Origin of the sequence: Lentzea atacamensis (genome assembly GCF_003269295.1) — a bacterium.
GTDB classification, from domain to species: domain Bacteria; phylum Actinomycetota; class Actinomycetes; order Mycobacteriales; family Pseudonocardiaceae; genus Lentzea; species Lentzea atacamensis.
The window spans coordinates 45,284-62,766 of the sequence record NZ_QLTT01000016.1 but is presented as its reverse complement, the minus strand read 5'-3'; the positions used below and the strand labels follow the sequence as shown (position 1 = coordinate 62,766).

The following is a 17,483-nucleotide window of genomic DNA, read 5'->3' as shown; positions in this document are numbered from 1 at the left end:
GGCCAAGGGATCCCGTGTCCGAACAGCGTGACCAACTCCAACCCATGCTCGACCGCGCCGGCCATACCGTGGACCTGAGCGATGCCGACGCTCGGTTCCGGCAGTGGATGCACGACAACCTCAGCCACGCCGCCGACCACTTCGGACTCACCGTTGCCGGGCAGGCTTCTGGTGGCGTCGAGGGCAAGCAGTGGACACTCGCCGCACCGCTCAGGAAGCTCGTCGAGACCTTGTAAGACGCAGTCAGACCGCTTCCCCGAGCGGCGATTGCGTCTCGCCGAGACTGGCGATCAGCGCCTTGGACTCATCCGCGTCCAAACTGGACTCGCTCAGCGCGCGGACAACCTCTACGTAGGCTTCGATCGAGGCCTCGTCTTCGATGAACGCGGTGGAGGTCTCGCACTCCACGCACACCACGGGTTCGTACTTCTCAAAGGTCAGCTGGGTGAATGGCCTGTCCATCCCGACGTGCGCGCCGATCGCCGTCGGCACGATCCGGATGTCGACGTTCGGGCGCACGGCCACGCGCAACAGGTGATGCAGTTGCTCCTGTCGAGCCTCTCCCCCACCGACCGGCAGGCTCAGCGCCAGTTCGTGGATGTAGAACGTGCAAGTCAGTCCCCTACGGCGAAGCTGCTCCTGCATCTTCAGCCGGGCCTTCACTCGCGCTTCCACTTCAGCCCCGGGCACCGTGGGCGAAGCCATGATCGCCGCACGCATGTACGCAGGCGTCTGCAGCAACTCCGGCAACGCGATTCCGCGCCAGCTGATCAACGTCTTCGCCGCGGCGAGATTCTCCGCAAGCGTGCGATGGTAGACAGGCGGACAAGTTCCGTGCTCCTGCAACCAGCTCTTGACCTGCGCAACCGGCAACAGCGAAAGCAGGTGATCTCGTTCGACGGGATTCACCCCGCACAGGCCCAGCAACACACCCAACTCGACATCGCTGACGCCGCCCTTGCCGTTGACCAGACACGAAAGCTTGGCCTCATCCCAGTCGGCCCGCTCTGCGAGCGCACGCGAAGTGAAGCCCGCGGCTGCGATGGCAGTTCGGAGACCATTGCCAAGCTCACGGCCTCGTACCGTGGAGAATCGTTTCGGCATCGTGCATTTTCCTTGCAGTAACTGGAGGTCTGTCCTGACAGACACCAGCAGCCAACCGCGCCCGCGCAGATTCACGCCAGCTCATGAATCTGGCAGAGATCTAGCAGGAATCCCACACCCACAGGCCGCTACCTGCGAAAATTGCGCTAATGACCGGACAGGCACGATCGGGTGATCACCCGCACCGATGTGAGAACCGACGTCCGCTCCCCCGCGGAATCCACCGCGGTTGAGCTGGCTAGGGTGCCGCAGGTGACCACATCGGAGTCCGCAGCACCTGGTATCAACGGAATCCTGCCTGTCGAGCAGTACGTAGCCGGGTTGGCCCGCAAGCGCATGGCCGCCGGGGTGTTGTTCCGCGACAAAGCAGGCAGGGTTCTGTTGCTTAAGCCGTCGTACAAGCCGAACTGGGAGATCCCCGGTGGCGCAGTGGAGGCCGACGAGTCACCGTGGGCGACCGCGACCCGCGAGCTCGCCGAGGAGCTGGGATGGGAGCGACCACTCGGCCGGTTGCTGGTCGTGGACTACGTGCGGCCGCAGGACTCCCGCCCCGAGGGCGTGGTGTTCGTCTTCGACGGCGGTGTGCTGGACGAGACCGATCTGGTCGGCATGATGTTCACAGACGGGGAGATCCTCTCCGCCGGCTTCCACAGCCTCGACGAAGCCCGCAGCAAGGTGAAGCCGCTGCTGGCCGACCGCCTGACCGTCGCGCTGCATGCTGCCGAGCAGGGCGCCACCGCATTGTGCGAGCAGGGACAGCGCATCGCGTAGTCCAGAATTGCTGTCCCCTGCTCGCACTGATCAGGCGGTCATCGCGACCGAGGCCGGCCGATCTCGTGGCGCCGGAACCGCGGTGACATCGCCTGCGGAGTCCTTTGTGGCCGTGTGCTGCTTGCCCGCCGTCCGGTACAGGCTGTCGTGGATGCCGTCGGCGTAGAGCAGTCCACCCAGGTCCCGACGGGTCTTGGCGGTCCGGCAGTCGGCGCGGAACCCGGACGCGCCAAGCAGGAGCGCGAGTTCCGCAGTGGCGGAGTTGGCGGTGTCGATGCCATGAGCCTTCGTCGCCGCGCCCCACAGTTCCGCAGCAGGGTGTCCGCCTTCGGCCAGGTAGGAGGCTGTGACGGCGCCCAGCAGCGCAGTCGCGAGCTGGACGTGCGTGCGGCCGAGGGTGATCAGCGCGGAGTCGCGCAGCCGATGCAGGTCGCCTGCGGCCTGCCGAGCGGAAAGCCGCGCGGTCACGGCGTCGAAGACCGCCGCCGCCCCACCGAGCGCGGTGGCGGTGACCAGCGGTCGATAGCCGGCGAAGTGCTCACGCAACAGCAGCATCCCGTCCCCGTGCAGGACGTCCTCCTGGCGGATCTTCACCTCGTCGAGGTCCAGGACGCCCCATGTCCAGCCGGCAAGCCCCGTCGGCGGAATCGGCTGCCGGTGCAAACCTGGTTGAGTGGCGTCGACCGCGGCGGCGGCCAGACCGCCGTCAGGGGTTCGGAAGAACAGCACGAACACCGCGGCTTCGGTCAGACGGCTGATCCAGCTCTTGCGACCGGTCACCTTCCAAGTTCCATCCGGCCCTGCGACCGCGCAGGTCTGAGTTTCCGCTGGGCGGGACCCGCCGTGAGGCTCAGTGACGGCGATCCCGGCCAACTCACCCGCCAGCAGCCGCGGGATCCACCGCTGCCGTGTCTGGGCACCTCCGTGACGGGCGATGAGCCTTCCGTGGCCGAGTCCGAAGGTGTCGCGCAGATCGATGTCGCAGTAGCCACACATGAACTGTGTCAGCAGCTGAAACAGGTCGGGATCGCCGGTCGTGTCGACATGGCGGGCCAGGTCCTGCCGGATCGCGCGTAGGCGGCGGCTGCGCTCCACACCCGCCTGCAGATTCGCGCCCACCGAACAATGCATGAGCACTCGGTCCAAGGCCTCCGCAACTCCGGCGAGCCGCTTCCAGTCGATCCGGCCACAGGGATCGAGAAGTGGCCGGAGTGGCCGAAGCCAGGTCGTGATCGCCTCGGCTGCCGTAGCGGGCCCGCTGGGCATGGCCGGGTTCACCGGGCTTCTCCCTGCACACGGGCCGGATGGCCGTAGGCCAACGCTCCTGGCGGGACATCGCGGGTGACCAGGGAGCCAGCCCCGACCAGGGCGCACTCGCCAACCGTCACGCCGGCCAGCACGACGCAACCGCTGCCGACCTTAGCCTCGGTGTCAAACGTCGGTGCTGCGAGGATCGGCTCACGATCCGGATCGCGCCAGGTCAGAGTCTTGTCGTTGATCGTGCGCACGCCAGCCCCCAGGAACACTCGGTCGGCGAGCACGGTGGAACTGGTGATGTGCGAGCCCGGTGAGCATCGCACGTCGCGACCGATGCGAGTCTCGCGTTCGATGGTGAGGTGGTGACCCAGCTGCGCGTCCGCGCCGACCTGCACCGCGGTACGGAGCAGCGTGTGGTGCCCGATCAGCGTGTTCACCCCAATTCCGACCTCGGCGTACACGACCGCGCCGGAGCGAACTGTCGCTCCGGCGCCGATCACAGTGCCGCCGCCAACGCCAGGACGGATCTTGCCGACGGCATAGCCGAGTTCAGGCTTGCCGACGACGGTGTGCTCCTCGACGCGGGCTTGCTCGCCGATGGTGGTGCCGCCGTGCACGACGGCGAACGGCTCTATCACTGCACCAGCGCGGATCACGACCGGGCGAGGTGTGCCCAGTTCGTCTATGGGCACGAAGATCGCGTACCGGCTGATCACGACGTTGTTCTCCGCATGCAACAAGCCCGCGTGGTCGAGCTCGGCCGCAGTCATCTCTCGGCCAACGGCAGAGAAGTTCTGCTGCGACGTATTTGGGGTGGCCATGTCGTCCCTCCTCCCGCAGCAGGACGGTCAGCTGCCGCGGCAGCACCTAGAACACGACCTCCTCCACCGCGCTGACCAGGAAACTTGCTGAACTTGCCCAACCATTTGCAGGCTGCGCAAATCAGCTGGCACGGACTGTGATCGTTTGGATACGCTGAAACACCCTGCTCTGAGTGAGGAGTGCAGGCGATGGACCGGACTCGCGCGATCTGGGACACCCAAGAGGTCCGAGTCGCCGTCGATTCCGGGGACCTCGGGGCGATCGTGCGCGCGGTCCGTCTCGCCACCCCTCTCACGCTCGCCGACCTCGCAGCGAAGTGCGGCTACTCCGTTTCGACGCTGTCGCGGATGGAGCGCGGCAAGCAGCCATTGCGCGACGTTCAGGTCCTGCGATGCCTGGCCAGGGCTCTGCAAATTCCGCCGCACCTGCTCGGGCTCACCGACACAACATCACGGTCCGTGCACGCGCCGCGTCCCGTCGCTAGGGTCAACGTCATCCTGGCGCCGGACGAGGAGACCGATCCCATGCGTCGTCGCACGTTGCTCGCGGGGCTGACCAGTCTGGCCGGCACCGCGGTGCTCGGTGCCGGGGCACCGTCCTGGGCCAAGAGCGACCCGGTAAGCGCGCTCGAGCGCGCTCTGCTCGCTCCGCCCTCAACGAGTGCTGCCCCGGTAGGGGTCACGGAGCTGCGCCGGCAAGTCGCTGCAGTGCGCTCAGTGTTCCAACTCGGCCACTACACCGAGTCCGCCTCCAGGCTGCCCGCCGTGTTGTCGACCGCGATGGCCACCCGCGCGGAAGCGACGAATCCTGCAGAGGCCAACGGCCTGTTGGCCGACCTGTACACGCTCGCGTCCGAGCTGATGGTCAAACTCGACCGCACGCAGTCCGCGTTGATCACAGCTGACCGCGCGGTACAGGCGGCCCACGACACGGACGACGTCCTGACCCAAGCCGCCGCGCACCGCGCCTGGGCGATCGTGCTGCGTCGAACCGGACACGCCGACGCCGCGCAGAGCCTGATCTTCAGCTCCATCGAGACCTTGCAGCCTGGCCTGCACCGCGGGCCAGAGCACCTGTCGGTGTACGGATCCCTGCTGTCGACCGCTGCCTACACCGCAGCCGTCGACGGCGACCGCGACTCCGCCCTCAGCTTGACCGCCGAAGCGGTCGAGGCCGCTACCAGGCTCGGCACAGACAGCAACCACCGGTTCACCGCCTTCGGCCCCACCGGTGTCGGTCTGTACCGGATCAGCGTCGCCCGGGCCCTCGGCGACTACGGCACCGCTGTCGAAGCCGCAAAAAAGATCAACCCGGCCGCCATCCCCGTGGCCGAACGGCGCGCTCGCTACTGGTCCGACGTCGCCCATGCCTACCACGAGTGGAACAAACCCGAGCACGCCCTCCGCGCGCTGCTGGCCGCCGAACACGCCTCCCCCGACGAGGTCAGGTACCGCAAACCAATCCAGCTGATCACCATCGGCCTGCTGCGACACCCGGCAGCACACGCTCTGCCCGGCCTGAAAGCCTTCGCCGCACGTACGGGCGCGGTCGCGTAGACGCTGCACGCCGCCGCAACATCAACTCAACCGGGCGAAGCGCTCGCCCCGCGCACCTCCATGGCGTATGAGTGGGTGCATGGTCACTGCTGTCGTCTTCGATGTCGGCGAAACGCTGTTGGACGATTCGCGTGAGTGGGGCGCGTGGGCCGACTGGATCGGCGTACCGCGACACACCTTCTCGACCGTTCTCGGCGCAGTAACCGCCGCTGGAAGAGACAACGCGGAGACCTTCCAGTACTTCCGCCCAGGCTTCGATGTCGCGCACCAGCGGCAGCTGCGCGAGGACGCAGGACTCGGCGAACAGATCGAGGAGCAGGACCTCTACCCCGACGTGCGGCCAAGCCTTGCGGCACTGCGCGGCCTTGGGCTGAGGGTTGGGATTGCCGGCAACCAGACTGCCCGTGCAGCCGAATTGCTCCGAGCCCTTGCCCTGCCAGTCGATTTCGTCGCGACGTCCGGAGAATGGGGCGTTGCCAAGCCCTCGAAGACCTTCTTCGATCGCGTCGTCGAAGCTGCTGCAGCACCCGCGGAGCAGATCGTGTACGTGGGAGACCACCGGGACAACGACATCGTTGCCGCGAAGGCCGCAGGACTACATACCGCGCTGATCCGTCGCGGACCCTGGGGATACCTGTGGGCCAACGATCCGTTGGTGCAACGGGATGCCGATTGGGTCATCAACTCACTCGACGAACTTCCCGCGCTGCTCACGGACTAGAAGGTCAGATCGCCCGTGCGCCCGCCCAAGCGGCCAGCTCAACCACTCTGCTGTTTCCAGGACGACGCTGGAGAAGTGCAGCGAGAGTCCCCTTGACCTGTGGATGTTCTCGCGTGTGTTGAGGAGCCGCCTCACGCGCCATCTCGATGCAAACACAAGCCTCTTCATGGTGGCCCAGATCGAGTTGCGCACTGCCCAGCTCGATGTAGTAGTGCGAACGGCGCTCTGCGGGCAGCTCCGCCGACGGGTGCCATGTCGCGGCCCGCTCGACGCCGACCGGGTCGCGCAGCTCAGTGGCCACCGCGAGTTCGTGGATGCGAATCGACTGCGGCCCAAAAGCAGTGCCGCGGTAGACGCCTTCGGGAACCCTCTTGGCTGCCTCGCTCGCTTCATGCAGATGATCTCTGGCCGCGTGAGGGTCGCCGATCCGCCCTGCCACCACTGCGGCTCGCATGTGGAGGGATCCGTAGGCGGCAGCAACGTGCTGATCGTCGAGATTGGACAACGACAACGCACTGGCAGCCCTGAGGAGCGCTCGACCGGCAGTGCTGAGATCGCCACTCGCGAAGAACGTCTCTGTGCGGACGTATTCAGCCGCCGCCACGAGCAGCGGGTCGTTCGCTTGAGCTGCGGACTGTCGCATGAGGTCGATGAGGCGACCTGAGAGATCAAGGTATCCGAACTTGAACGCGATACCGTCTGCAGCGCGTAGCGCGAGAGCACGAAGCAACGCGACTTGTTGCTGCTGCAGGCCTTCCTTGGCGACCTGACCCGCCCGCGCCAGCTCTGCGAGGAGGTCCGGCAGAGCGTCCGCAAGTGCGCCGTACCTGGCCTCAAGACGGTGCTCGTTGGCACGGGCCACGTCTGCGCTGATCTCGACGAGCGGCCGCGTAGGCCCGTCATCTGGAAGGTCGAAAGCGTCGAGTGCCCGCCGGACAAGCGGTACAACGCCGTGCACGCGGTCGAGGCTGTGTCCGGTCTGGACCGCCCTACGAGGATCACGTCCTGGCTGGCCTGCTCGACTGCCGGTCGACCGCACCTCGACACGCTCGTCCACCGCCGTGAGCAACGACTTCTGCGGATAGAGAAGCTCCAGCAGCTCCTGGACACCTGTGAGATCGAGCGCCCGCGCGAGCCGCCGCTGCGTCGGCGGTTCTGGAGTGGCCTCGCCACGTTCCCACCGTCCGACAGTTCCGGTAGTGACGCCGAGGTGCGCAGCAAGCCGCTCCTGAGAGAATCCCGCAGCCTTGCGGCGGGCCGCGAGCGCCTCCCTCGGCGTGACCATCGATCCCCCTTGACGTGAATGCGCCGCATAGTTCACCAGCAGCCTAGCTTGGAGGATGCGCAAAACATCAGTTCAGCCCAAAGATGTTCAGCTTCACCCAATCAGGGCATCTACGTGTTCACGCAGGTAGAAGCACCAGATGGTAGATCGGTGCTAGATCCGTGGCAGATTCGTGGGCTGGACTCTCAGTGGCACGGCAATTTGAGTGGATCACTACCGACATCGCGCAAGCAGATCGCGCACAAGTCCGCGGGAAGTGATCGGGCATGACTCGCAGCTACAAATGGCAACCGCACGACGGAGCGCAGCATCACGATCCGCGTCGCACCCGCGAGGCCGCTATTCATGGGGCCTGATCTCGAATCCGCCGACGACGGATACGAGCCCTGCGGTGTAGAGCAGATCGCACAGGATGAGGCCCGCCTTCGACAAGACGCCGACAGCGGGCTCGGAGCCTCCTGGGGCCTGCGCGCGCTCGGCCACCACTTGCGCTCAGAACCCGAGCTTGTGGAGCGCACGCTCCAGTCGGTCGTCACGCACGCGGATCCGCGGATTGTCGTCTCAGCAGCAAGCATCCTGGCGAGGGTCCTGCTCGACGGCGTCCCACTGGACCAACTCGTCTCACCCGTCGCGGTCCCGATCGTGTTCGCCATCCCTGACGAGGTAGACGCTGACGACCGCGCAGCATGGCAAGAGAACGTCAAGGTCGCGTCCGCCTTCGTGTCGGCACACGCGGCACGGGATGCGGGCGCGATCCGGCGCGCTGCGTCTCTCTTGGGCGGCCCCGGCGCGTTCGAAGTGTTGGTCGTCCTGGTCGACTCAGCAGCGCGGAAGCTGGAGCGCCATGCTGCATGGTTCGGTGAGGCGTTGCGCTCCGCGGAGCCCTCGCGCGACGCTGCGCCAAGTCTCGCGGACACGGACGAATCGTGACGTCGGTCGACAAGGTCTCCAAACACCGCTGGAAAGGAATGAGCGACCAGCTGATGGTCAGCGACCGGATCGTGGGCGCTGTTCTGCCCGCGAGGCGAGAGCCGGAATAGCGGCGATCTTGGCCGGGTCCAGCTCCGACCACAGGATGCCCGCCGGCCGTCGAGGCGGGCCGCACTCGATGACCTGGGTCGGCGTGACGATCACGTCGACGGAGAAGTCGTGGCTGGTCTCCGGCAGCTCACCCTCGATCACCTGAAGGTCGTGGACCGTCGTGACGATCGTCGTCGCGTCGCCGATCAGCCCTGCCTCCTGCAGCAAGGCGACTTCGATGTCGGCGTATCCCGCGCCTTTGCCCAACCTGACACCCCGGCGGTTGACCGCGACCGACCCGCACACCAGGAAATCGATCGGGGGCATCTCGTCTGTGTCAACGGTCCTGGCGAAGGCCGCAGCCTTCTTCGGCACCGCCGCTTCCGCCGGCGATACCGGCAACTTGGTGGGGTCGAGTTCGTAGAACGGCTTCGCCGCCGCCATCTTGGGGACCGCCACGTAGAGCAACTTGCCTTGCTCAAGGCCTAGTGCCCTGACCGGTGCCTGGGGCTTGTCCGGCACGGCCTTCACGACGCGTGCCTGCTTCCAGGCCGGAAGCTCGGCGAGCCGTGCTGCAGCGAGTTCAGCACCGTCGAAGTTCGGGATCGACCCGTGCACGTCCGGCGGAGCCGCGTGGTGTTCGGCGAGCAGATCCCAGACGCGGTGCCGAACCTCGTTCTTGGCTTCGTCCGGATTCGCCACAGGCAATCCTTTCTACGACGCCGCCATCATCGTGAACAGGCGGTCATACACCTGATCTACCACAGGCTCCTTCCGCCATGGACGTAGTTGCTGAGCCGCGCCGAAGATCACCTTGAGACCGCCGCCGCCCCACGTCGCCTCAACGCAGTCGATCGCGACGTGCAGGGCCGCGGCAGCGTTCTCGAGATCCTGCAGCTGGAGATGCGCCAGGCTCAGATTGGCCAGCACGATGGTCCGGGACTTCGAACGGGACGGCGCCTGAGAGGCAACCCGTTCCAGCGTCGACTGAGCTCTCGTCGCGTCGTGCAGGCGCAGGTAGCACGATCCTGCCAAACGGCCGTACTGGGTCTCTGAGAACATCTCCACGACCGGCTCGTCGTCCGAGATCCGTCCGAAGTGGTCTTGCGCCCGCTCCAGAGAACGCTCACAGGCCAGACGCTCGCCGAGCATCGCGTGCCCTTCGGCAGCGTGGAGATCTGCGAGTCCCGTCAGCACTTCACTGTGCCCGCGCGCCACTTCAGCCGCGCGTTCAGTCAAAACGAGTCCCTCAGCCGGATCCTCGGTGCCGTAGAGCTCAACGTACGAAGTCCGCAGCAGCGCGACCGCCTCCAGCACCGGATCGTTGATCCCACGGGCCGCCTCGGCCGCCGTGGTGAAGTGCTCCCTTGCCGTGTCGTGGTCACGACGTTGAGAAGCGTCCCAGACGAACTGGCCCATCAACGTGGAGGCTTCTGCTTCCGCCGCGAGCAGGTCCCGCCTAACTCGGTACTGGCGTGCGTGTTCACGCAGCAATCGGGTCTGACCGAGCGCCTGTCCCGCCTCAGCCAACAAGCCTGTCGATCGCTCACCGTCATAGCGGACGCTCAACAGCGACACACGCTCACGAAGCTGTGCGACCGTCACGAGATCGACTTCGGACGGATTCGCAAGCGCCCGTTCGAGCCGGTCAACGTCGCAACTCTCGGCCGCCGGCACCTCGTCGCGCGGGTGCAGAAGGTCGATCAGCTCCTCGACAGTCGACAGACCGAGCACCTTCGCCAGACGCGGCTGACGCCACGCCTCTGGCGCCGACTCGCCCCGTTCCCAACGACCAACAGTGCCGACCGTGACTCCAAGAATCTCCGCCAGCCGCTCCTGCGAATACCCCAGTGCCTTGCGGCGGACAGCCAAACCTTCCCTCGGTGTCGCCATCGGTCTCCCCTGACGCGAATTCGGCGCATTGTGCCTGCACAGGTTAGCTCCGTACACCTGTCGAACAGTCGTTCCGCCCGGAGAACTTTATTTTCACCCAGTCAGGGCATCCTCCTGTTTACGCAGGCAGGGGCGCCGGATGGCAGATTCCTGCTAGGTGCGGGATAGATCCGCGTGCTGGTTCTTCACTGTTGTGTCGATTTCCGTGGATCACTGCCGACATCACGTGCGCTGGTCGCGTACATGTTTCACGGGAAGTGATCGGGCATGGCTCGCAGCTACAAATGGCAGCCCCACGACGGGGCCCGCCACGCGATACCGCAGGAACTCGCCGTCAACGACGTGGGCCACACCTTGTGCGGCGTCGAGGTGACCGCGGGTTCTGACAAGTGGCCGGACGAAGTGCGTTGCTGGCCAACGTGCCCCGAGTGCGACCTGGCGTGGCGGGCACACGAACACATCCTGCCGTGGCCGCGGGACGGCCGAACGCCAGAGGACTTGCCGGCTAACCGCCCCGAAGCCGTCAGCATGCCGCACAACGACGAACAGATCGATGTGCTGGCGCTCCTGATCGACACGGCGCTGATCTATCAGGCCGTGAAGCAGGTGTCGTAGGTCATGAGGATTGCCGACAGGATCGCCAAGGACGGGCGGTTGTCCTGGCAGCGCAAAGGCGGTGTGGTCCTGGCAGCGTTCCTGGAGCGTGTCAGCACCGAGCACACCGTGGCGCGACTCCTGGAGCTGACCCGGCTCACTCACCCGGATCTGCTCAACCAGCTCCGCCGGTTCACCAAAGTCGGCCTGCTGTGTCGGCGCACAGATCTGGAGACGTTCCCAGCCGAAGATCACTTCTGGTTGCTCGGCGAAAGCGTTCAACGGGCACGTGCGTTGCTGCAGCAGGCCGACGATGGCGACTTGAGGGAGCTGGCCGAAGAACGCGGACTGGACATCGATCGAGCTCTGGGCAACTTCTCCACACAACAGCCCTATCCAGTCGCGCTCGGCAAAGCACTGCGCGACGCCCGTATCGCGGCCGGACCAAGTCAAGCCGAGGTCTCCGCGAAGGTGCCGACTCTCTCCGTCTCTCAGTTGTCCCAGATGGAGAACGGGAAGGCGTTGCCGACGTTGATCACGCTCGCCGAGCTCGCGCTCGTGTACGGAGTGGACCCGGTCGAGCTGATCGTCCGCTCCACCTGCAAGTCGAAGGCCGACCGGCAGGTGCAGGTTCTGAAGATCGCCGAGCCAACGTTCCGCGCTGTGCTCACGCACAAGTTCGCGGAACGACGTCTCCGCGAGGCCGCACGAACGAAAGCACTCATACGTCCACAGTCCAGTTAGGCACGAGGTTGCGATAGCGCGCACCTCAGGTCATCGACTGGACCGACGAGGTTCGGCGGCGTCTTGATGTAGTAGGCGTTGACGACCTTGTGCGGCCCGTCCTTGTAGAAGTTGTCCGTGCCCCATGGCTCTATGCACCTGGTTCCGGTGCTGCCCTGGCTCCAGTGGAACCTGATGAGGATGAAGTGCTTGCCGCAGTGGTAGTAGCGGGCCGTGAGCTCACCCTGCGGCTCGGCCAGCTCGAGGAAGCCGCAGTACGCCGGCATCGCCTTCGCTGTTGAGCCAGCAGCTCGGTCGATCATGCCGACCGCGCTGCTGACGAGAAGCACGCCCAGAGCGGTGGCGGCGCTGGCCAGTCGACGGTTCATCGTTGGTTCCGCCTTCGGTTGAAGTGGTTGGTTCACTTCAGTTTTCGGGCGTCCACAACGGATTTGGAAGGTGTCTTCCGTCTGCTCGTGCGGAGCAGACGGAAGACGCTCGACTCAAAGCGGATCGAGGTACAAGGTTCCGCCGGCTTTGAGGGCCTTGGTGATCAGTTTGTCGTTGGCCTCCTGCATCGCCGCAACGATCTCCGGTGACTCAGATGGCGCGTACCTCAGTGCGGCGATCAGGAACACCAGCTCGCCATCTGGAAGACATAGCCGAGGCGTGGTGATCCTGTCCGTGCGCAGCGGGTAGGCCAGGACGAGCCCGAAGTCGCTGTAGAGCTCAGCGCCAAGCTCGCCGTCGGCGTGGCGGAGCAGATCCTCCGCCACAGAGCTGGGCACCAAAAGGTTGCACCATGGATGTGGAGAGTCCCAGAGCCCGGCTTCGCGCAGGAGAGGTTCGCCGGGTGCCAGCCGATCGACGAACTCCCAGTAGCTCGCCGCCTGGGTCTCGACATCGCGGAAGGACAGCCCATCGAGATGGCCCCGCCCGCTGCTGGTTCCGGTGAACGTCACGGCCTCAATTTCAGCGACGTGCTGACCCTCGCGGATCTTGAGTTGGCCCTCGACGTAGTCGAACATCCCAGCAGCCACCAGGTGGCGCTGGTCGGCAACGAGTTGATCGATGGTGCCGTAGTGGAGTTTGTGCCAGGCAACGGTTTCCGGCGCTCGGACCAGGCGCAGGGTGGCGCGGGTGATAATTCCGTTGCGTCCCCGGCCTGCGCGAACCGCGTCGAACACTGCTCGGTTCGTGCTCGGTGAACACGTCACGACGTCGCCGGTAGGGGTGACGACGTCGAGCGAAAGTACGTTGTCGGTCTGTGCACCGTGGTGGTGGCTGGCTCCGCCCAGGCCACCGACGGACAGGGTGCCGCCGACGGTCAGTTCGAGGTAGTCGGTGAGCACTGGCGGCGTGAGCCCGCGCGGCAGGGTCGCGCGTAGGACGTCGCTCCACTTCGCGCCCGCGTCGACCACGACCCGGTCTGGTCCGATCTCATGGATCGAGGAGAGGGCGGTCATGTCGATGACGACTCCGCCGCGTGCTTGGGCTTGTCCTCCTGTGGAGTGGCCTTGTCCGCGTGGGACGACGGCGAGGTTGTGCTCGCCAGCGTGCTTGACCACCGTGCTGATGTCGGCCGTGTTGGCGGGCCGCAGGACGGCTGTCGGTCGGTCGTGAACGGTGTCGCCGTAGTCGTGCGCGGCCCATGCGAGCGCGTCTTCATCAGCGTCCAGACTTCCAGTGAGCGCGGGCATGGTGCTGAGCGCCTGGTGCACTAGACATCCTCCTTGAGACTCTCCATCAACTGTTTTCGCAGCCCAGCTGCGGTCGGCTCGGGGTTGCCGCTGAGCAGTTCCGCGGCTGCAGACCACGACCGGTGGGCAGCGTGGAGGTTGCCGCGGTCGGCGTGAAGGTCACCGATGCGCCTGTGGATGTGGGCCTGGCTCCAGACATCGGCGACCGTGTTGAAGGTGCGCAACGCGTTCTTCAGGTGGTGCAGGGCAACTTCGTACTCGCCACCGGACTCGGCCAGGCCTGCCAGCAGGGTCGAGGTACACCCCGAGGACATCAGGTCCTCTGCCTCGTCGAAGATCGTCTGCACCGCCATGAGCAGAGATCGCGCACCACCGGCATCGCCAGAGGCGGCCAGCACGGATGCCAGGTGCGCGGACGCCACCGCGAACTCCCACTGGTCCTGGGCCTCCGTGCTCAGCCGGCGAGCGATCTCAAGGTGCGTGGTTGCGGCGTCGAGGTCGTTGAGCTGGTAGCAAGCGCGGCCAAGGCCCACGTGACAGGCGGCCATACCGCTGAGGTCGCCCAACTCGGTCCTGATCTGCAGGGCTCGCCGGTACAGGCCGGCTGACGAGGCCGCCTTCAACTCGTCGATGCCCGCGTCGCCGAGCGTCTCCAACACCCACGCCTCGGCGTCACGGTGGCCACCCCGCCGGGCCATCTCCAGTGCGTCCCGCAACGCGGGCACCCACCACGACCAGGCACGGCGGTGGAACAACATCTCGTTCACCACCACCGGCAGGTACGCGACCGAGGTGATGTTCCAGCGCGCCCCGCATCGGACCAGGCGAACGAGGAGCTGCAGTTCGTCCTCGAACCATCGGACCGCGTCAGCGGGGCGGTGGAAGGTCAGCGTGAGCACGTCGGTTTGAGGCAGGTCGAGCGGCCTTCGAGGCCGGGAGGGCCATAGCATCCGGATCGCCGCGGCTCCGGTGTTCAGATAGAGGTCGACCAGACGCGACAGAGCGGCACGGTTGGCCTCCTCGATGGCGAGCTCGCGAGCCTGTTCGAGGGCGTACGCCTGCACGAGGTCGTGCATCACGAACTTGTCCTGTGCGGTCTGCTCTACGAGGTGCACGGTGGCCAGGGCGGACAGGTGGCCCTGAGTTTGCAGCGGTGAGAGCCCGATGAGCGCGGCTGCGGCTTCGATCCTGATCGGACCGCCGGGATGGAGGCCGAGCTGCCTGAACGTCGCGGCCATCGGTCCAGGAAGCGCGTCGTGAGACCACGACAACACGGTCCTCACGGCCAGTGTCTCGTCAGCGGCCAACACATCGAGCGGCTGGCGACGAGTCAGCTCGTCGGCGAGCTTGCGGAGTGGGACGGTCGGCAGCAGGTTCGCGCGCTCCCCGGCGATGCGCAGCGCGAGCGGCAAACGCCCAGCTCGGTCAGCGATGACCCGCGCGGCAGCGAGGTCACCATCCACCCGAGCGCCCAGGACAGATCGCATCAGATCGAGCGCCTCGTCCGAACTCATCGGATGCAGGGTGATTCGCACGGCACCGTCGTGCACGACCGCACCGGACAGCCTGTTACGGCTGGTCACCAGCGCCAACGACCGCGGTGAGCTCGGTAGCAACGGCCTGATCTGTTCGGCATCAACCGCGTTGTCCAGCACCACCAGCGTGCGGGTCGCTTCCAGCAACGTCCGGTACAGGGCAACTCGGCCGTCGAGGTCGCTCGGGATGTCCTGGGGTGAGGTGCCCAAGGCTCGCAGAAACCGTCCGAGTACGACGGCGGGGTCTTCCGGTGGGTCTGCCGCGTAGCCGCGGAGGTCGGTGAACAGCACTCCGTCGGGGAACTCCGGCGCGATGGTGTGAGCCCAGTGCACCGTGAAGGCGGTCTTGCCAACGCCGGCCGGACCGTCGAAGGCGATCAACCCCTCGTGCGCGGCGAGTGCGGCAGAGGCCTGTTCAAGCACCTCACGCCGCGGAACGAAGGAGCGCAGGGCGGCCGGTAGCTGAGCTGGGCGGATGCGTTCACGAGTTGCTCTCGCGCGCGGCCTTGGCACCGCGAGATCAGCCAGCTCACCACCGGCATCGAGCGCGCGGTCGATCGCCTCCGCGATCTCGGCAGAAGGGCTGCGAATGTCGTGCTCGAGGTTGCTGAGGTAGCCCTTGCTGACGTTCGCCTCGCCCGCCAACTCCTTCAGCGAGAGCTTGCGGTCCTCCCGGAGCAGGTGGAGCAACTGCCCGAAGGTCATCTCGGTCGTTTCGACACCCGTCTGCTGCCGTCTGCTGTTCATCTGGAGACGCCCCTCCCCTGGCCAATCGCTCTCGATCCTGCCAACACTGAACGTCGTCTCCTGACTACGAACAGTGCAACCCCCTGGTGAGAGGTGAGCGTATGTCGACCCAGCCCCACTTCGCCTCGGATTCCGGACTGTCACGCGTGGGAGACCACCCGGTCGAACGACAACTTTCGTTGATCAGATCGACTCGACTTGGAGGACCTCCAAGCGGAGGGAGCTGCGATGTCGCATTGGATGTCCTACGGGCTTCTCGGCGCCGTTGCCGGACCGGTCGTGATGGCTATAGCTCGCACGGTCACGCACGACGAGCAGCTGTCGTGGAACGCCGTGACGAGGTGCGGATGGATGCCCTTGGCGGCCGCAAGCAGCTTCCTCTGCATCGCGTTGAGCTGCGTCGCTACCGAGATGGCGCTGGAGGCGAACGCACTCTCGTGGTTCATGATCGTCGGGCTGCTTCTCGCGATGATCGACTCGACCGTCCACCGGCTGCCGCATCAGATCAACGGTGCGCTGCTCGCGGGCGGCGTCATCCAGCTGTCGTTCCTGGCGCTGCTTCGGTCGGACTTCGAACCGCTGCTCCGTGCAGGTCTGGCCACTGCCGTGGTGACCACCGCCGGCCTGGCGGTCTATGTCGGCTCACGCCAGGGGCTCGGCTTCGGCGACATCGTGCTCCTGGCCCCGATCGCCTTCGTCCTGGGCTGGTTCGGCTGGCGGCAGCTGTTCATGGGGCTCCTGAGTGCGTTCGTCATCGCGGCAGCCAGCATGCGCGTTCTTCGTGCCTGCCGCGTCATCAGCCGCGGCGATCCCTTACCGCTCGGACCGTTTCTGATTGCCAGTGCAATGGGCGCGATCGTGCTGGCCTGAAGGGCGGTGCGTGATGTGCCTACCGTTCAGGGACGAGTACCCCGTGATCGCCTACGAGGCGCAACGTGCGTTGCACCGCGCAACCGCCGTCTTCCTGCTGATAGTGCTCACGTCGCTGAACCAGTACCTCCGCCCGGACATCAGCTCGAAGCCGGGCGTTCCGATCGAGGTGGGCGTCGTTGCTCCCCCGGCGCCCACCTCAGCCCCACCATCAACTTGGAGGCCGCGATGACCAGAACCGCACGAGTCGCCGCGATTCTCGGCGTCGTTGCCGTCGCGTCGTGCAGCGCGGGCAACAACAGCTCAACGCCGCCGGGCGCCACTTCGAGTTCAACGGCCACGAGCGTCGCCCCGCTGCCCACTCCTCCGGAGCGCAAGGCAGTCGACGCCTACCTCGCGATGTGGCGTGAGATGGCGGCGGCCGGCGAAACGTCGAACTCAGAGGCACCGGGGTTGGCCGAGTACGCCACCGGCGATGCGCTCGTCGTCATCAAGAACAGCCTCGCCGAGGATGACCGGAAGGGCCTGGTCACGAAGGGATCTCCCAAGAGCGATCCTCAGGTGACCAATGTGGACCGCTCCGGCGGCGTGGTGACGACCGTGAAGATCAGGGACTGTGGCGACGACAGCGGGTGGTTGAAGTACCGCCGGGGAACCAACGAGCCCGCGGACGGTCAAGGTGGCGGCCGGCGCTCCATCCTCGCCGAGGTCAAGGCTCAGCCCGACGGCAATTGGCGCGTGACTCGGTTCGCGGTGCAGGGGGTCGGATCATGCTGACTCGTCTCGCAATCGCCATGTCGATCACGTTGGCCGGACTCGTGGCCACTGCCTCATCAGCCCGAGGTGATCCTGGTTGGGGCTCGGTCGACTGCTCGACGAAACCAG

Annotated in this window: 19 protein-coding genes; 10 read left to right on the top strand and 9 right to left on the bottom strand. The window is 66.0% G+C overall.

Features of this window, described 5'->3' with window-relative positions:
- Positions 1-44 precede the first annotated feature (44 nt).
- Positions 45-236, top strand: a complete 192-nt coding sequence (locus C8D87_RS43305) for a hypothetical protein (protein WP_146772089.1) — start codon at positions 45-47, stop codon at positions 234-236.
- Positions 237-243: 7 nt separating this feature from the next.
- Here C8D87_RS43305 and C8D87_RS43300 read toward each other — a convergent pair whose 3' ends face one another.
- Positions 244-1,104 carry a helix-turn-helix domain-containing protein gene (locus C8D87_RS43300; RefSeq protein WP_112232376.1) on the bottom strand — a complete coding sequence of 287 codons (861 nt, stop codon included), beginning with the start codon at positions 1,102-1,104 and terminating at the stop codon, positions 244-246.
- Between the two features lie 252 nt (positions 1,105-1,356).
- On the opposite strand from C8D87_RS43300, the gene C8D87_RS43295 reads away from it, so the two are divergent.
- Entirely contained in the window at positions 1,357-1,875 is a 519-nt protein-coding gene (locus C8D87_RS43295; protein WP_233442563.1) for an NUDIX domain-containing protein, read from the top strand.
- A gap of 30 nt (positions 1,876-1,905) precedes the next feature.
- Here C8D87_RS43295 and C8D87_RS43290 read toward each other — a convergent pair whose 3' ends face one another.
- A complete protein-coding gene (locus C8D87_RS43290) occupies positions 1,906-2,871 on the bottom strand; it encodes an acyl-CoA dehydrogenase family protein (protein ID WP_233442568.1) in 966 nt (321 codons plus the stop codon).
- Between C8D87_RS43290 and C8D87_RS48795 the strand changes: the two genes are divergently transcribed.
- Positions 2,821-2,952, top strand: coding sequence for a hypothetical protein (locus C8D87_RS48795; RefSeq protein ID WP_267899934.1), 132 nt, complete (start codon positions 2,821-2,823; stop codon positions 2,950-2,952). The two genes, C8D87_RS43290 and C8D87_RS48795, sit on opposite strands and share 51 nt — an antisense overlap.
- Before the next feature lie 197 nt (positions 2,953-3,149).
- Here the strand turns inward: C8D87_RS48795 and C8D87_RS49025 are convergent, their stop codons facing one another.
- Positions 3,150-3,953, bottom strand: a complete 804-nt coding sequence (locus tag C8D87_RS49025; protein WP_112232372.1) for a hypothetical protein — start codon at positions 3,951-3,953, stop codon at positions 3,150-3,152.
- A 189-nt stretch (positions 3,954-4,142) separates the two neighbouring features.
- Here C8D87_RS49025 and C8D87_RS43280 point away from each other — a divergent pair, with 189 nt between their 5' ends.
- Positions 4,143-5,510, top strand: a complete 1,368-nt coding sequence (locus C8D87_RS43280) for a helix-turn-helix domain-containing protein (protein WP_112232370.1) — start codon at positions 4,143-4,145, stop codon at positions 5,508-5,510.
- A 79-nt stretch (positions 5,511-5,589) separates the two neighbouring features.
- Entirely contained in the window at positions 5,590-6,231 is a 642-nt protein-coding gene (locus C8D87_RS43275; RefSeq protein ID WP_112232368.1) for an HAD family hydrolase, read from the top strand.
- 4 nt (positions 6,232-6,235) lie between these two features.
- On the opposite strand, the gene C8D87_RS43270 is transcribed toward C8D87_RS43275, so the two are convergent.
- Positions 6,236-7,516 (bottom strand): helix-turn-helix transcriptional regulator, encoded by a 1,281-nt coding sequence (locus tag C8D87_RS43270; protein ID WP_112232366.1) that lies wholly within the window; start codon positions 7,514-7,516, stop codon positions 6,236-6,238.
- Positions 7,517-7,861: 345 nt separating this feature from the next.
- Here C8D87_RS43270 and C8D87_RS43265 point away from each other — a divergent pair, with 345 nt between their 5' ends.
- The gene (locus C8D87_RS43265; protein WP_112232364.1) at positions 7,862-8,446 is read left to right on the top strand and encodes a hypothetical protein; all 585 of its coding nucleotides are present in this window, start codon (positions 7,862-7,864) and stop codon (positions 8,444-8,446) included.
- 57 nt (positions 8,447-8,503) lie between these two features.
- On the opposite strand, the gene C8D87_RS43260 is transcribed toward C8D87_RS43265, so the two are convergent.
- Complete coding sequence (locus C8D87_RS43260) at positions 8,504-9,244, bottom strand: 5-formyltetrahydrofolate cyclo-ligase (protein ID WP_112232362.1); 741 nt, start codon at positions 9,242-9,244, stop codon at positions 8,504-8,506.
- Positions 9,245-9,250: 6 nt separating this feature from the next.
- A complete protein-coding gene (locus tag C8D87_RS43255) occupies positions 9,251-10,429 on the bottom strand; it encodes a helix-turn-helix transcriptional regulator (protein WP_112232360.1) in 1,179 nt (392 codons plus the stop codon).
- Positions 10,430-10,696: 267 nt separating this feature from the next.
- Between C8D87_RS43255 and C8D87_RS43250 the strand changes: the two genes are divergently transcribed.
- The gene (locus C8D87_RS43250) at positions 10,697-11,044 is read left to right on the top strand and encodes a zinc finger protein (protein WP_112232358.1); all 348 of its coding nucleotides are present in this window, start codon (positions 10,697-10,699) and stop codon (positions 11,042-11,044) included.
- A gap of 3 nt (positions 11,045-11,047) precedes the next feature.
- Positions 11,048-11,767, top strand: a complete 720-nt coding sequence (locus tag C8D87_RS43245; RefSeq protein ID WP_112232356.1) for a helix-turn-helix domain-containing protein — start codon at positions 11,048-11,050, stop codon at positions 11,765-11,767.
- Here the strand turns inward: C8D87_RS43245 and C8D87_RS43240 are convergent.
- The 3 genes from C8D87_RS43240 to C8D87_RS43230 form a co-directional block, all read right to left on the bottom strand.
- Positions 11,764-12,135 carry a DUF6355 family natural product biosynthesis protein gene (locus C8D87_RS43240; RefSeq protein ID WP_112232354.1) on the bottom strand — a complete coding sequence of 124 codons (372 nt, stop codon included), beginning with the start codon at positions 12,133-12,135 and terminating at the stop codon, positions 11,764-11,766. The two genes, C8D87_RS43245 and C8D87_RS43240, sit on opposite strands and share 4 nt — an antisense overlap.
- Before the next feature lie 114 nt (positions 12,136-12,249).
- On the bottom strand, positions 12,250-13,467 hold the full coding sequence (locus C8D87_RS43235) for an FAD-binding protein (RefSeq protein WP_112232352.1): 1,218 nt from the start codon (positions 13,465-13,467) through the stop codon (positions 12,250-12,252).
- A complete protein-coding gene (locus tag C8D87_RS43230; protein WP_112232350.1) occupies positions 13,467-15,728 on the bottom strand; it encodes a helix-turn-helix domain-containing protein in 2,262 nt (753 codons plus the stop codon). The genes C8D87_RS43235 and C8D87_RS43230 overlap by 1 nt, the downstream gene beginning before the upstream one ends.
- A gap of 228 nt (positions 15,729-15,956) precedes the next feature.
- Between C8D87_RS43230 and C8D87_RS43225 the strand changes: the two genes are divergently transcribed.
- Positions 15,957-16,598, top strand: coding sequence for a prepilin peptidase (locus tag C8D87_RS43225; RefSeq protein WP_112232348.1), 642 nt, complete (start codon positions 15,957-15,959; stop codon positions 16,596-16,598).
- A gap of 228 nt (positions 16,599-16,826) precedes the next feature.
- Positions 16,827-17,375 (top strand): hypothetical protein, encoded by a 549-nt coding sequence (locus tag C8D87_RS43215; protein ID WP_233442562.1) that lies wholly within the window; start codon positions 16,827-16,829, stop codon positions 17,373-17,375.
- Positions 17,376-17,483 lie beyond the last annotated feature (108 nt).